This is a genomic window from Nocardia sp. PLKS1-43 (genome assembly GCF_059510335.1).
This window is the reverse complement of the sequence record NZ_JCAJZQ010000004.1, coordinates 457,311-470,210: the sequence shown is the minus strand read 5'-3', so window position 1 is coordinate 470,210 and position 12,900 is coordinate 457,311. Positions and strand designations below refer to the sequence as shown.

Sequence of the window (12,900 nt, the reverse complement as noted above, 5' to 3'; positions counted from 1 at the left end):
CCGCGACAAAGGCCCATCCCGACGCCGCTGAGCCGACGACGGCCGAACAGACCATCGCCGACGACTCACCGCCCGAAGCCACTGCGACACAGGAGCATTCCGACGACGCTCAGCCGACAAGGGCCGATCGGGCCATCACACACGACTCACCACCGGAAACAACGGCGGCACAAGCCCATTCCGACGACGCTCAGCCTCCGACGACCGATCACACCATAGCCGAGAACTCGGTCGCCCGAAGCCACTGCGAACGGTCCCATTCCGGCACCGCTGAGCCGACGACGACCGTTCAGGCCGTGGCCGAGGAATCGCCGCTGGAAATCGCTGCGGCGGCGAGGAAGTCGTCGACTATGCGGGTGCAGTCGGCTCGGGTGGCGTAGCCGATGCCGGTGAGGCGGGGGAAGATGATGGGGCCGATGAGCTGGGCCAGTACCGTGGCCGATTCGCGTCCCGCGAGCAGGGCGCGCGCCTCGGGGGCTTCGAACAGTTCGTCGAATGGCTTGCGGTACTGCTCGATCAGGCGGTGCCGCAGGGAACCGACGCGGGCGCCGGGGCTGTCGTCGGTCCGTTCGGCGGTGGCCAGCCAGGCCAGGGTGGCCAGGTACATGGGTGCGTCGTTGATCGCGTCGGCCTGACGGGCGACCAGTTCGATCAGCCGTTCGCGCAGGGTGCCCTCGACCGGAGCCCGCACCACCGGTGGCAGCATGCGTTCGAGGGTGGCCGCGCGCAGCTGCACCACATTGTCGAAGTGCCGGTACAGGGTGGTGCGGGCGACGTGCGACATCTTGGTGACGCCGTCGATGGTCACCGCCTCGAGCCCGCCGGACTCCAGCAGCGCTGTGGCGGCGTCGAGCAGGCGGGCGCGCGACCGCACCTTGCGTGGATCACCGTTGTCATCGCGCTCCGGCCGGGCGTCGGCGCTGCTCCTGGTCATGGACGACGAACGCTCCTCGGGGACGTCTGTTGCTGTCGGCCGCATTATGATACTGCTAGTTGCGTAGCGATACTCATAGTTTCGTTTCTTGGGAGGCAACGATGAACCACCCGGTGGCGCAGATGTCCGCAAGAATGCGATGGGTCGTGTCGCTGTCCTGTCTGGCCGTGGCGCTGGTCGTCGCGGCGATGGCCGCGCTGTACACCGCGCTGCCGCACATCGCCACCGAAACCGGTGCGACACAAGGGCAACTCACCTGGATCATCGACGGGTACACCCTGGCTCTGGCGTGTCTGGTACTGCCCGCCGGAGCTCTCGGCGACCGCTTCGGCCGACGGCTGATGCTGCTGGGCGGATTGGCGGTATTCACCGTCGCCTCGATCGTGCCGCTGGTCGCGCACGGGCCGATCTGGCTGATCGCGGCGCGGGCGGTGGCCGGAGCCGGGGCCGCGTTCGTGATGCCCTCCACGCTCTCGATCCTCACCTCCGGGCTGCCGCGCGAACAACGCAATATCGCGGTGGGCATCTGGGCCGGCACGGTGGGCGTCGGGGCGATCGTGGGCATTCTCGGTTCGGGTCTGCTGCTGACGCGCTTCTCGTGGGAATCGATCATGATCGCGATGGCCGCCGTCGGCGGCGTGCTGACGATCGCCACCGGCACCGTCCCGGAATCGCGCGACACCTCCCGCCCGGCCTTCGACCCCTGGGGCGCGGTGTCCGGCGCGGGCACGGTGGCCCTGGCCGTGATCGCCGCACTCGAAGCGCCACAACAGGGTTGGGCCTCGCCGATCGTCATCGGCGCGGCGATCGGCGCGGTGGTGGTGGGCGCGGGATTCGTGGTGATCGAACTGCGCGTCGCGCATCCGCTGCTGGACGTGCGCCTGCTGGCCCGTCGCGGTTTCGGCACCGGAACCGCTTCGGTCGCAATGCAATTCATGGTGTCGTTCGGCCTGTTCATGCTGATCGTGCAGTACATGCAGCTGATCCTGGGTTACCAGCCGCTGATGTCGGCGGTGGCGATGGCCCCGATGATCGTGCCCATGGTCACGCTGGCGTTGATCTCGCCGTGGCTCGCCGAGCGCTTCGGGCTGCGACTGCCCACCGCCAGCGGCCTGGCGATCGTCGGCATCGGCCTGCTCACGCTCGGACATCTGGGCGTGCACAGCACGTTCGTCGATCTGCTGTGGCCGCTGCTGATCATGAGCACCGGGCTCGGCCTGTCGGCGGCCCCGGCCACGGCCGCCATCGTCAACGACGCGCCGCCCGACAAGCACGGCGTCGCCGCGGCGGTGAACGACGCGGCCCGGGAGGTGGGCGCGGCGATCGGGATCGCCCTGGCGGGCAGCATCCTGGCCGCGGGATACAGCCACCGCATCGCGAATGTGATTCCGCTCATTCCGGAACCGATCCGCGGGCCGGTTTCCGGCTCGCTCGCGGGGGCGTTGGAGGTCACCGACCGGATCGGCCCGCAGGCGCAGCCGCTCGCCGATATGGCCGAGGCGGCCTTCGTGCACGGATTGCACCAGGCCACAACCGTGCTGGGTACGGCCACCGTGGTGGTCGCGGTGCTCCTGGGCGCGTGGGCTCCCGGCCGCAAAGCGCGCACGGCCGCCGCGGCCGCCGAACCGGAGGTCACCGTCGGCGTCGACTGAACGCCGCTCACCGCACACAGGTCCGCACCGAGCGATTGCCATGCATCGCTTGTGAGAATAAGATTCTCCTAACAAGCGAAGGAGGATCTCATGCCAGTGCGGACCTTGCCGTACCCGCTGTTCGACGCCGACAACCATCTCTACGAAACCGAAGAGTCGCTGACCAAGTACCTGCCCGATCGGTACAAGAACGCGATCCAGTACGTGAATGTCAACGGGCGCACCAAGATTGCCGTACGCGGTCAGATCAGCGACTACATCCCCAACCCCACCTTCGAGGTGGTCGCGCGGCCCGGCGCGATGGAGGAGTACTTCAAGAACGGCAACCCCGAGGGCAAGAGCCGCCGGGAGATCTTCGGCGAGCCGATGAAGTCGATCCCGGCGTTCCGGGAGCCCGCGGCCCGCCTGAAGCTGATGGACGAGCTCGGCGTGCAGCGCTCGCTGATGTTCCCGACGCTGGCCAGCCTGGTCGAGGAGCGCATGCGCGACGACCCGAAGCTGATCGTCGCGGTCGTGCACGCGCTCAACGAATGGCTGCTGGACGTCTGGAAGTTCAACTACGAGGACCGCATCTTCACCACGCCGGTGATCACCCTGCCGTTCGTGGACAAGGCGATCGAGGAGCTGGACTGGGTTGTCGCCAACGGCGCCAAGGCGATTCTGGTCCGTCCCGCGCCGGTGCCCGGACTGGAGGGCCCGCGCTCGTTCGCCCTGCCGGAGTTCGACCCGTTCTGGCAGCGCGTGGTGGAGCACGACATCCTGGTCGCGATGCACTCCTCGGACAGCGGCTACTCCCGCTTCGACGCCGAATGGGAGGGCACCAACAGCGAGATGCTGCCGTTCGTGACCAATACCTTCCGGATGGTCAACGAGTGGCGGCCGGTGCAGGACACCGTCGCCTCCTGGGTCTGCCACGGCGCGCTGTTCCGCTTCCCCGATCTGAAGATCGCCGTCATCGAGAACGGCTCGGCGTGGCTCAAGCCGCTGCTGGAAACCCTCGCCGACGTCTACAAGAAGGCCCCCGAGGGCTTCGGCATGCAGGATCCGGTCGCCGCGATCAAGAAGAGCATCCACGTGAGCCCCTTCTACGAGGAGGGCGTCACCGACCTGATCGACCTGATCGGCGTGGACCGGGTGCTGTTCGGCTCGGACTACCCGCATCCGGAGGGCCTGGCCGAGCCGACCCATTTCGCCGATATGCTCGGTCACCTGCCCGAGGCCGACCAGGCGAAGATCATGGGCGGCAACCTGGCACGGCTGCTCGGCGTATGAGCGGTCGGGCCCGAAGGTGGCCGCGGAGCGTAACCACGCAGGGCCCCGCCCATGCGCATGATCGGCACAGCGGATGAGCGGTCGGGCGTATGACGAATGATTGCGACACCCTCGCAGAGCTGGTGCTCAGCGCCGGCGACCGCTTCGGTTCGGCCGAAGCGGTCGTCGACGGCCCGCTGCGCTGGAGTTTCGCGGAACTCGCCGACCGGGTGCGCCGCGCCGCGGGCGCCTTCGCGGCGGCGGGGATCGCGAAGGGTGAGCGCATCGCGATCTGGGCGCCCAATTCGGCGCACTGGATCGCGGCGGCCTTCGGCGTGCTGACCGCGGGTGCGGTGCTGGTTCCCGTGAACACCCGCTTCACCGCCGCCGAGGCCGCCGATGTGATTCGGCGCAGCGGGGCCCGAATGGTGCTGGCGGAACAGGGATTTCTGGGCCGGCGGTACGCCGCGGATGTACCGGTGATCGATCTGGCCTCGGAATTCCTCTCCGGCGCAAAACCTTTCGAGGCCCAGATGTCGGGCACCGATGTGGCGGATGTGATCTACACCTCGGGTACGACCGGAAAGCCCAAGGGCGTCATGATGAATCACCGTCAGACGTTGCGCCTGTACGCCGAATGGTGCGATCTGGCCGATCTGCGGGAGGGCGACCGGTATCTGATGGTCAATCCGTTCTTCCACACCTTCGGCTACAAGGCGGGACTGGTCGCCTCGCTGACCCGCGGCGCGACCATGCTGCCGGTGCGGGTGCTCGATATGCCCGCGGTGCTGGACCTCATCGAACGCGAACGCGTGAGCATGCTGCCCGGCCCGCCCACCCTGTACCACTCGCTGCTGCAGGCCCAGGGCGGCGGGCACGACCTGTCCTCGCTGCGCGCGGCGGTCACCGGTGCGGCCGATATCCCGGTCGAACTGGTCCGCCGCGTCCGCGAGGAACTGCCGTTCCGCTCGATCATGACCGGTTACGGACTCACCGAGGCCGGTACCGTCACCGCCTCGCGGCCGGGCGATACCTTCGAGCAGATCGCCACCACCGCGGGAGCGGCCTGCGACGGCATCGAGGTGGGCATCGGCGACGACGGCGAGGTGCTGGTGCGCGGATATTCGGTGATGCAGGGGTATCTCGACGATCCCGAGGCCACGGCCGCGGCCGTCGACCCCGACGGCTGGCTGCACACCGGCGATCTGGGTGAACTCGATCCGGACGGGCGGCTGCGCATCGTGGGCCGCAAGAAGGACATGTTCATCGTCGGCGGTTTCAATGCCTATCCGGCCGAGATCGAGGGGTTTCTGCTGGAGCATCCGGCCGTGGCGCAGGTCGCGGTGATCGGGGTGCCCGATGAGCGGCTCGGCCAGGTCGGCAAGGCGTTCGTCGTGCCGAAAAGCCCTGTGACAGAGGAAGAATTGCTGCGCTGGAGCAGGGATCGGATGGCCGGGTTCAAGGTGCCGCGGTCACTGGAGTTCCGTACCTCGCTGCCCATGAACGCCACGGGCAAGGTGGTCAAGGACCAGTTGCGGTGAGTTCGCCGATGACCGCCCGGCCGAATTCGGCGAGTGTCCGCGGCGCGGCGAAATCGGCGAACCACACGTAGAACCGCTCGACCCCGCGCTCGGACAGCCCCGCGAAGTGCTCGGTGAGCCGTGCGGCATCGCCGACGACCAAACCCGCACCGAGATAACCGAATCGGCGCTCACTCCGCGCGCGCACCTGATCGGCGTCGCCTTCGCGCCCGACGAATCCGACCATCTGCTGCACGGACACCCGCACCGATCCGACCTCGGATCTCAGCGCATCCAGCCGATCCAGGTGCGAGACGGGCAGATTCCACCACGCGGCGTGGCGACGCGCCAGCTCGAGCACCGGCGCGCTCGACCCGCCGACGACGATCGGGATCGGCGTGCTCGGGCGCGGCGGCTGCACCGGCTCGCCGTCGGAGTCACCCCAATATCGCTGCAGCAGTTCGAGTGTGCGACCGAGCCGCTGCCGCCGGGCCGCGGCCCGGTCCCGGGTGATGTCGAATCCGGCCAGCTCCGCCGGCACCGAACCGGCGCCCAGCCCGAGTTCGAAACGGCCACCCGAGGCCTCCTGCAGGGTGACCGCCTGTTTGGCCAGTACCGCCGGATGCCGGAAGGCATCGCACAGCACCAAGTGGCCGACTCGCAACCGCTGGGTCCGCGCGGCCACCCAGGTCGCCACCGTCATCGCCTCCCACAGCGGCTGATGTTCGGCCCCGGGCGCGAGCAGATGATCGATGAACGCCATACCGTCGAATCCCGCGGCTTCGGCCGCCTGGGCGCGCTCGACGATATCCGCCATGCCCAGGCGGATCTGCGGCAGGAAAACGAACCACTCAGGCACCGGAACTCCCCTTCCTCACAGGGCCAGACCACCGTCCACGGGTACCACCGCGCCGGTCATCGCACTACTGTCCGGACCGGCGAGAAAGGCCAGGACCGAGGCGATCTCGGCCGGATCCAGCACTCGCCCGAGCGGCTGCTGCCCGCCCAGCCGCGCGGCATCGGGCAGGCCGTAGATCCGTGCGGTCTCGGCCAGCACCTCGGTGTCGGTGGACCCCGGGCTCACCGCGTTGGCGCTGACGCCGGTACCGCCCAGTTCCGCGCCCAGCGCCCGGATCAGCCCGGCCACACCGGCTTTCGCGGCGCAGTACGCTGCCAGCCGGGGCACGCCCTTGGTGGCCGCGGCCGAGGCGACGGCCAGGAAACGTCCGCTGCGCGGCTCCGGACGCGCCAGCAGCGCCGGAATCGCGGCGCGGGCCAGATTCATCACCCCGCCCAGGCAGGTGTCCACGACGGCGCGCTCCCGCTCGATCGGCATCTCCCACAAGGGTTCTCCGCCCGCGATGACCCCCGCCACGGCGATCGCCGCGTCCAATCCGCCCCAGGCCTCGACCGCCTCGGCCACCGCGGCGCGCAATGCCTCCGGATCGCGCACGTCGGCCACGTAGGGCCGCACCGCGCCGACCCGACTGACCCGGCTGCTCGCCTCGGTCGCCACCGCGATCAGTTCGCTCTTGCTGCCCATCGGGTAGCGCAGCGCCGGATCGTCGCTCGCGACGTCCACCGCGAGCACCGACCAACCACGATCGGCGAGTTCCAGTACAGTGGCCGCGCCGATCCCCCGTGCCGCGCCGGTCACCAGCGCCACCCGCCGATGCTCCCCCGAGTCGACCCTCCCGTGCGGACGTGCCATCGCGCCGCTCCCTTCTTCGTGATCACCTGCGGTACAACAACTCCGGCCGATTCCCCGGCCGCGGCGCGCGCCGTGCATCGGCACACCCCGTACCCGCCCTCGATCGAGATGTCCTCGGCCATCGAGTCCGCGGCCGCCCGGCATCGCGGGCAGCCTCGGCGTGATCGTTCACGGCGCCTCCCGCATCGTCGATCGCAGCACGGTGCGAACCGGGGTGGAAATGCAATTCTCTAAATACGATAATGATGTTTCGACACAGGGACAAGACCGTCGGCGCATGCCCGCGACCGCGCGGTCACACGAACGGAGGACTCGATGAAGATGCTGGTGAACTCGCGCGCGATCGCGGGCAAGGACGAGGAGTACAACACCTGGTACGCCACGGTGCACGTCCCGGAGATGCTCGCCATCGACGGCGTGAGTTCCTGTTCGCGCCACCGGCTCCGGACCGGCGCGGACGGGCCCGTCGAATTCCTCGCGATCTACGAGATCGACGGCGATATCGACACCGTGCGCAAGGAGATCGGCGCGCGATTGAAGGACGGCCGCATGTCGGCGAGCACCCTGGGCGATCCCGAGCACACCAGGATGACGGTCTGGGAACCGATCTGACCCAGCGGTTCAGCGCGGGCGCAGCCCGTCCAGCAGCAGGCGAACGGTGAACTCCACCCGCTCCTCGAGCTGTGCGGCGCTGGGCGGGCGCCCCGCCACGACACTGCGCACCTGCCCGCCGACCACCATGCTCATGAAGGCGCGGGCGGCCTGGTCGGTATCGATCGGGGCGACCGTCCCGTCCGCGATCGCGCGGTCGAGCACGCCGGCCACGAAGTCGATCACCGGTCGGGCGCTCAGCTCGTAGTGCGCCGCGTAGATCTCCGGGAACCGGTACCCCTCGGTATTGATGATCCGTTGCAGCCGTAGGCCGTTGGGCGTCATCACCTGAGCGATCCGCAGCCGCGCCACCGATTCCAGCGTGCCCGCGAGATCTCCGGTGTCGAAACCCTCGAGCGTCTCGCTCGGCACGATCTGGCGCTCGATCGCGCGCCGCACCGCGGCCAGGAACAACGCGGACTTGTCCCGGTAGCGGGCATAGATGGTGCGCTTGGTCATATTCACCCGGGACGCGATCATCTCCACGGTGGCCATCTCGAACCCGTTCTCCAGGAACAGATCCAGCGCCGTGTCGAGCAGCTCCTGCTGGCGCGCCGCCGCCTGCTCACGGGTGGGCCGGCCCGCCCCGCGGCGCACGGGTGCGTCCTCGCTCATCCGGTCCTCCTCGCTCTCGCCTCTTGCCGCCATTCTGCCGTCGAGCCATAATGAAACGTATGAGTCGCCATTATTGTCAGCGGGCGGCGACAACGGAAAGGCCGCAATCGTGAGTTCCGCCGTCGAAAAACTGACCGCCCAGAGCGCCGCGCCCGACCGTTTCGCCCACTCCCGTGCCGATCTGCTCGACACTCAGATCGAAGCGCTGCAGGAGCAGTTCACCGATCGTCGCGACCGGATCAAACTGCTGGGATATCGGGCGCGCGAGGCCGGGGTCGAACAGATCCGCGGCCTGGCCGACGCCGTCCCGCTGCTGTTTCCGCATTCGGTGTACAAGAGCTACCCGGAAAGCTTTCTGAGCGAACAGAAGTGGGATCGGCTGGGCAAATGGCTCGGCACGGTCTCGCCGTATCCGATCACGCCGATCGACACCTCGGACATCACCGGAATCGACGACTGGGTCGACCGCCTCGGCGCGGTGGGCCACTACGTGTCCTGCTCGAGCGGCACCACGGGAAAGTCGGCGATGCTGCCGGCCTCCGAACAGGATATGGACTGGTCGCGCCTCGACACGGTGAACGTCTTCTCCTGGGGCTCGGGGGTGCGACCGGCGCAGGACCGCCGCATGTTCGGCATCGCGGCCACCGCCGCGGTCCCGAAGAACCGGGTGATCGGCGAGGCCCAGCGCGCGGCCTTCGGCGATCCGGCCAAAGATCGCTTCTCCCTGCCCATCCCGCCGATCACCATCGGCTCGCTGACCTCGATGGTGGTGCTGCGCAAGAAGATCGCCGACGGCACCGCCGCGCCCGAGGAACTCGCGGCCTTCGAACGCACCTCCGCCGAACGGCAGCGAGCACTGGACGAGGCGATGGACACCGCCGCCGAGCGGCTGATCGAGCATCGCGCCGACAAGCTGTATGTCTCGGGCCAGTGGAACGCGCTGTACCAGGTGGCCGTGCGGGTGCGCGAGCGAGGCTACTCGGGCAAGGACTTCCATCCCGACAACTGCCTGTACGTCGGCGGCGGGCTGAAACGGGCCCAGCTGCCCGCGGACTATCGGCAGTTCGTGCACGAAACCTTCGGCATCCCACCGGAACACGACTTCCAGAACTACTCCATGCAGGAGCTCAACTCCGGAATGCCCAAGTGCCGCAAGGGTAATCGCTACCACATACCGCCCTGGGTAGTGCCGTTCGTGCTGGACGAGGCCGGAGAGACGTTGCTGCCGCACGAATCCGGCCAGGTCCAGGGCCGCGCGGGGTTCTTCGACCTGTCCCTGGATGGACGCTGGGGCGGGGTGATCACCGGTGACCGGATCACCCTCGACCTCGATCCGTGCACCTGCGGATGCGCGGGTCCGAGCATCGCCGACGATATCGTCCGCTATGCCGACCTGGCCGGTCCCGACGGCGTGGACGACAAGATCGGCTGCGCCGGCACCGTCGACGCGTACGTGCGGGGGCTGTCGTGACCACACTGCCCGCCGAGTCCACCGCATCCGAGAGCACCCTGGTATCCGCACCGTTCTTCCTGCGCGGCGCGGTGGTCGAGGGCGACGCGGTCATCCATCGATCCCGTGATCGCGGCACCGGATTCACCACGCCCCGTATCGATCTCGACCGCACGGTGCATCCACGCACCGAGGTCCCGCCGCTGCTGAATGTCCCGCTCGCGGAGATCATCGATTTCCTGGTGGAGACCGGCGAGCGGATCCGCGACCAGCGAAATCCGTTCGTACAGGACTGCATCGACCGTATGGCCGCCACCCACGTACTGCCACGCCCGGTGCTGGCCGCGCAGGTCGCGGGCGCGGCCGCCTACCTGGACAAGCGGCTGCTGTGGACGATGGTGGAACAGAACTTCCCGGATCCCCGGGCGCTGGACGAGTGGATTCCCAAGCGAGACTTCACCGGTCGCAAGAGTTTCGTGCGCGCGTTCGCGCCACGCCTGATCCACGTGCTGCCCGGCAACTCCCCCGGCGTCGCGATCAAATCCATCGCCCAGGGCGCGATGGTCAAGGCGGTGAACCTGTTCAAGATGTCCTCCAGCGATCCGTTCACCACCGTGGCGATCCTGCGCACCATGGCCGAGATCGATCCGGACCATCCGGTGGTGCGATCGATGTCGGCGGTGTACTGGCGCGGCGGGGACGCGACCGTCGAGGGGGCGCTGTACCGGCCGCAGTACTTCGACAAGATCGTGGCGTGGGGCGGCGGCGAGGCGATCGACAACGTGGTCAAATACCTGGGTCCGGGATTCCAGCTGGTCTCCTTCGATCCGAAGACCTCGATCTCGATGATCGGGCGCGAGGCGTTCACCGACGAGCGCACCCTCGACGCGACCGCCGAACTGGCCGCCTCGGATGTCATGGTGCTCAACCAGGAAGCCTGTGTGGCAAGCCGTTTCCTGTATCTGGAGGCGGATACGGCCGAGGCCGACCGCTTCTGCGAACGGCTGTACGCCCGGATCGCCGCCAAGGCCGCGGCCTCGGGCGACGCACGCCCGCTCGAGCCCGAGCTGCGCGAGCAGATCGACACCCTGTCGCTGCTGGACGAGGACTACCGGGTGTGGGGCCGCCCCGACGGCACCGGCGTGGTGGTGCGTTCGGACGAACCGGTGGATTTCCACCCGATCGGCAAGACCGCCAACGTGGTTCGCGTCGATTCACTCGACGATGCGATCCGCTACGTCACGGTGGCCACCCAGACCGTCGGCTGCTACCCGTTCGATCGCATGCCCGGCTATCGTGATCGACTCGCCAGCGCCGGGGTGCAGCGCGTCGTCCGATTGGGCGAGGCCGGGCCGAGCACGATCGGCAACCCGCACGACGCGATGTATCCGCTGCACCGCTTCGTGCACTGGATGGCACACGAGGACGGAGTGGCAGCGGATTAGGCTGCCGCTCAGAGTGATTCGGGATGCACCACCCGGATCGAGGACGGGCGCAGCATCCAGGAGCGGCGGGGCAGCACAGCGACCACCCCCGCCAGCTTCGCCCGGCGCAGCGCCTGGCCGGCCGCGCCCAGGGCGACGTACTGCCAGGTCCAGCCGCACCCGTGCGGGGCCAGAGTGGTTGCGGCGCAGTGGAAATCGGCGTGTTCGCGGCCTGCGTCGTTCACCACGAAACCGGTCATCGCGATCGAACCGCTCAGCAGCGGGTCGGGCATGCCGTCGCAGACCACGTGCACGGTGCCGGTGCGCCCGACGTACCGTGCGGCCCATTCGAGAATGATCCGGCGCACCGACGGCCTGCCGGAGATCAGGGCGACCACCTCGGGCCCCGGTGCTGTGGTCATCTCAGACTCCGGGTCCCTCCAGCAGGGTCACCGCCGACACCGCTGTCGGCCCGCCGAGGTTGTGCGCCAACCCGATTCGCGCGCCGTCCACCTGGTTGGCCGCCTCGCCGCGCAACTGCTCGAACAATTCGACGCATTGCGCCACACCGGTCGCGCCCGGGGGATGCCCCTTGGTCTTGAGCCCGCCGCTCGGATTCACCGGCAGCGCACCGCCCACGCTGGTCGCGCCGGTCTCCAGCAGTTTGTACCCCTCGAAACGTTCGGCGAAGCCGAGGTCCTCGTAACTGATCAGCTCGATGCCGGTGAAGAAGTCGTGTACCTCGGCGACGTCCACGTCGCGCGGGGACAGCCCGGCCATGGTGAAGGCCGCGCGGGCCGCGCGCACCGTCGCGGGGAACGTGGTCATATCGCGCTTGTGCTGGTGCATCACCGAATCCAGCCCCAGCCCGACGCCCCGGATCCACACCGGCCGCGAGGTGTAGCGGTCCACCACGTCCTCGGCGGCCAGCAGCAGCGCGGCAGCGCCGTCGCTCTGCGGTGCGCAGTCGTACACCCCGAACGGCCCCGCCACCGTCGGCGCCTCCAGCACCTGCTGCATGGTGATCTCGAACCGCAAGCGCGCCTTGGGATTACGCACGCCATGCCGGTGGTTCTTCACCGCCACCATGGCCAGATGCTCACGGGTGGCCGGTGATTCGTGCAGATAGCGCGAGACGTGCAGGGCGAATCCGGCGGGCGCGATCAGGCCCAGCGGATAATCCCACGCCATGTCGCGGGCCATCGCCTCCCATTCCCAGAGCATGTCCTTCTGGGCGGTCTCGCGCAGTTTGTCCGCTCCGACCACCAGGGCCACGTCGCAGGCGCCCGAGGCGATGCCGAACAGGGCGTTGCGCACGGCGTCGTTCCCTGTGGCACAAGAGTTCTCGACGCGCGTCACCGGCAGATCGGGCATGCCGAGCGCATCGGCCAGGATGCCCGCGGGGAAGCCGTCGGTATTGCCCATCGCGCCGAACCAGGCGGCCTGCACATCGGCCTTGGCCATCCCCCGGTCCACGCCGCCGAGGCATTCGGCGAACGCCATCGGCACCAGATCCTTGATGCCCAGGGCGAAATGCTCGGCGAACGGGGTCATCCCCGCGCCCACGATGGCCACCCGTCTCATACCGTTTCCTCTCCGCGGCGACCGGTGGACCGAGCGCCGGCGCCGCGCTGCCGGGTCGGCTGGCGGCGCTTCCCGGTTGTCTGCTGATTGCGCACGCCGCGGGCGGTG

12 protein-coding genes are annotated in these 12,900 nt (G+C 68.6%); 6 read left to right on the top strand and 6 right to left on the bottom strand.

The window, feature by feature from the left end; all coding sequences use genetic code 11:
- Positions 1 to 289: 289 nt before the first annotated feature.
- Positions 290 to 934 (bottom strand): TetR/AcrR family transcriptional regulator, encoded by a 645-nt coding sequence (locus AC5WS7_RS17765; protein WP_495955601.1) that lies wholly within the window; start codon positions 932 to 934, stop codon positions 290 to 292.
- 101 nt (positions 935 to 1,035) lie between these two features.
- Between AC5WS7_RS17765 and AC5WS7_RS17760 the strand changes: the two genes are divergently transcribed.
- The 3 genes from AC5WS7_RS17760 to AC5WS7_RS17750 all read left to right on the top strand — a co-directional run bounded on the left by AC5WS7_RS17760 (position 1,036) and on the right by AC5WS7_RS17750 (position 5,378).
- On the top strand, positions 1,036 to 2,586 hold the full coding sequence (locus AC5WS7_RS17760) for an MFS transporter (RefSeq protein ID WP_495955600.1): 1,551 nt from the start codon (positions 1,036 to 1,038) through the stop codon (positions 2,584 to 2,586).
- 90 nt (positions 2,587 to 2,676) lie between these two features.
- Positions 2,677 to 3,858: an amidohydrolase family protein gene (locus AC5WS7_RS17755; RefSeq protein ID WP_495955599.1), complete on the top strand. Its 1,182-nt coding sequence runs from the start codon at positions 2,677 to 2,679 to the stop codon at positions 3,856 to 3,858.
- Between the two features lie 89 nt (positions 3,859 to 3,947).
- Complete coding sequence (locus tag AC5WS7_RS17750) at positions 3,948 to 5,378, top strand: FadD3 family acyl-CoA ligase (RefSeq protein ID WP_495955598.1); 1,431 nt, start codon at positions 3,948 to 3,950, stop codon at positions 5,376 to 5,378.
- Here the strand turns inward: AC5WS7_RS17750 and AC5WS7_RS17745 are convergent.
- Both AC5WS7_RS17745 and AC5WS7_RS17740 read right to left on the bottom strand, forming a co-directional pair.
- Positions 5,359 to 6,216 carry an LLM class flavin-dependent oxidoreductase gene (locus tag AC5WS7_RS17745; RefSeq protein ID WP_495955597.1) on the bottom strand — a complete coding sequence of 286 codons (858 nt, stop codon included), beginning with the start codon at positions 6,214 to 6,216 and terminating at the stop codon, positions 5,359 to 5,361. The genes AC5WS7_RS17750 and AC5WS7_RS17745 overlap by 20 nt on opposite strands.
- 15 nt (positions 6,217 to 6,231) lie before the next feature.
- A complete protein-coding gene (locus tag AC5WS7_RS17740; protein ID WP_495955596.1) occupies positions 6,232 to 7,068 on the bottom strand; it encodes a mycofactocin-coupled SDR family oxidoreductase in 837 nt (278 codons plus the stop codon).
- Positions 7,069 to 7,383: 315 nt separating this feature from the next.
- Between AC5WS7_RS17740 and AC5WS7_RS17735 the strand changes: the two genes are divergently transcribed.
- Positions 7,384 to 7,680 (top strand): hypothetical protein, encoded by a 297-nt coding sequence (locus AC5WS7_RS17735; RefSeq protein ID WP_495955595.1) that lies wholly within the window; start codon positions 7,384 to 7,386, stop codon positions 7,678 to 7,680.
- Positions 7,681 to 7,689: 9 nt separating this feature from the next.
- On the opposite strand, the gene AC5WS7_RS17730 is transcribed toward AC5WS7_RS17735, so the two are convergent.
- The gene (locus tag AC5WS7_RS17730) at positions 7,690 to 8,334 is read right to left on the bottom strand and encodes a TetR/AcrR family transcriptional regulator (RefSeq protein ID WP_495955594.1); all 645 of its coding nucleotides are present in this window, start codon (positions 8,332 to 8,334) and stop codon (positions 7,690 to 7,692) included.
- Between the two features lie 109 nt (positions 8,335 to 8,443).
- Here AC5WS7_RS17730 and AC5WS7_RS17725 point away from each other — a divergent pair, with 109 nt between their 5' ends.
- Both AC5WS7_RS17725 and AC5WS7_RS17720 read left to right on the top strand, forming a co-directional pair.
- Positions 8,444 to 9,805 (top strand): hypothetical protein, encoded by a 1,362-nt coding sequence (locus AC5WS7_RS17725; RefSeq protein WP_495955593.1) that lies wholly within the window; start codon positions 8,444 to 8,446, stop codon positions 9,803 to 9,805.
- Positions 9,802 to 11,229: an acyl-CoA reductase gene (locus AC5WS7_RS17720; protein WP_495955592.1), complete on the top strand. Its 1,428-nt coding sequence runs from the start codon at positions 9,802 to 9,804 to the stop codon at positions 11,227 to 11,229. The genes AC5WS7_RS17725 and AC5WS7_RS17720 overlap by 4 nt, the downstream gene beginning before the upstream one ends.
- 8 nt (positions 11,230 to 11,237) lie before the next feature.
- Here AC5WS7_RS17720 and AC5WS7_RS17715 read toward each other — a convergent pair whose 3' ends face one another.
- Both AC5WS7_RS17715 and AC5WS7_RS17710 read right to left on the bottom strand, forming a co-directional pair.
- Positions 11,238 to 11,630, bottom strand: coding sequence for a hypothetical protein (locus AC5WS7_RS17715; protein WP_495955591.1), 393 nt, complete (start codon positions 11,628 to 11,630; stop codon positions 11,238 to 11,240).
- A gap of 1 nt (position 11,631) precedes the next feature.
- The gene (locus tag AC5WS7_RS17710) at positions 11,632 to 12,792 is read right to left on the bottom strand and encodes a thiolase C-terminal domain-containing protein (RefSeq protein WP_495955590.1); all 1,161 of its coding nucleotides are present in this window, start codon (positions 12,790 to 12,792) and stop codon (positions 11,632 to 11,634) included.
- Between the last annotated feature and the right edge of the window lie 108 nt (positions 12,793 to 12,900).

What these genes read in the sequence shown, in the direction of transcription:
- AC5WS7_RS17765 (WP_495955601.1), bottom strand. Translation starts at nt 934, where the DNA reads ATGACCAGGAGCAGCGCCGACGCCCGGCCGGAGCGCGATGACAACGGT.
- AC5WS7_RS17760 (WP_495955600.1), top strand. Translation starts at nt 1,036, where the DNA reads ATGAACCACCCGGTGGCGCAGATGTCCGCAAGAATGCGATGGGTCGTG.
- AC5WS7_RS17755 (WP_495955599.1), top strand. Translation starts at nt 2,677, where the DNA reads ATGCCAGTGCGGACCTTGCCGTACCCGCTGTTCGACGCCGACAACCAT.
- AC5WS7_RS17750 (WP_495955598.1), top strand. Translation starts at nt 3,948, where the DNA reads ATGACGAATGATTGCGACACCCTCGCAGAGCTGGTGCTCAGCGCCGGC.
- AC5WS7_RS17740 (WP_495955596.1), bottom strand. Translation starts at nt 7,068, where the DNA reads ATGGCACGTCCGCACGGGAGGGTCGACTCGGGGGAGCATCGGCGGGTG.
- AC5WS7_RS17735 (WP_495955595.1), top strand. Translation starts at nt 7,384, where the DNA reads ATGAAGATGCTGGTGAACTCGCGCGCGATCGCGGGCAAGGACGAGGAG.
- AC5WS7_RS17730 (WP_495955594.1), bottom strand. Translation starts at nt 8,334, where the DNA reads ATGAGCGAGGACGCACCCGTGCGCCGCGGGGCGGGCCGGCCCACCCGT.
- AC5WS7_RS17715 (WP_495955591.1), bottom strand. Translation starts at nt 11,630, where the DNA reads ATGACCACAGCACCGGGGCCCGAGGTGGTCGCCCTGATCTCCGGCAGG.
- AC5WS7_RS17710 (WP_495955590.1), bottom strand. Translation starts at nt 12,792, where the DNA reads ATGAGACGGGTGGCCATCGTGGGCGCGGGGATGACCCCGTTCGCCGAG.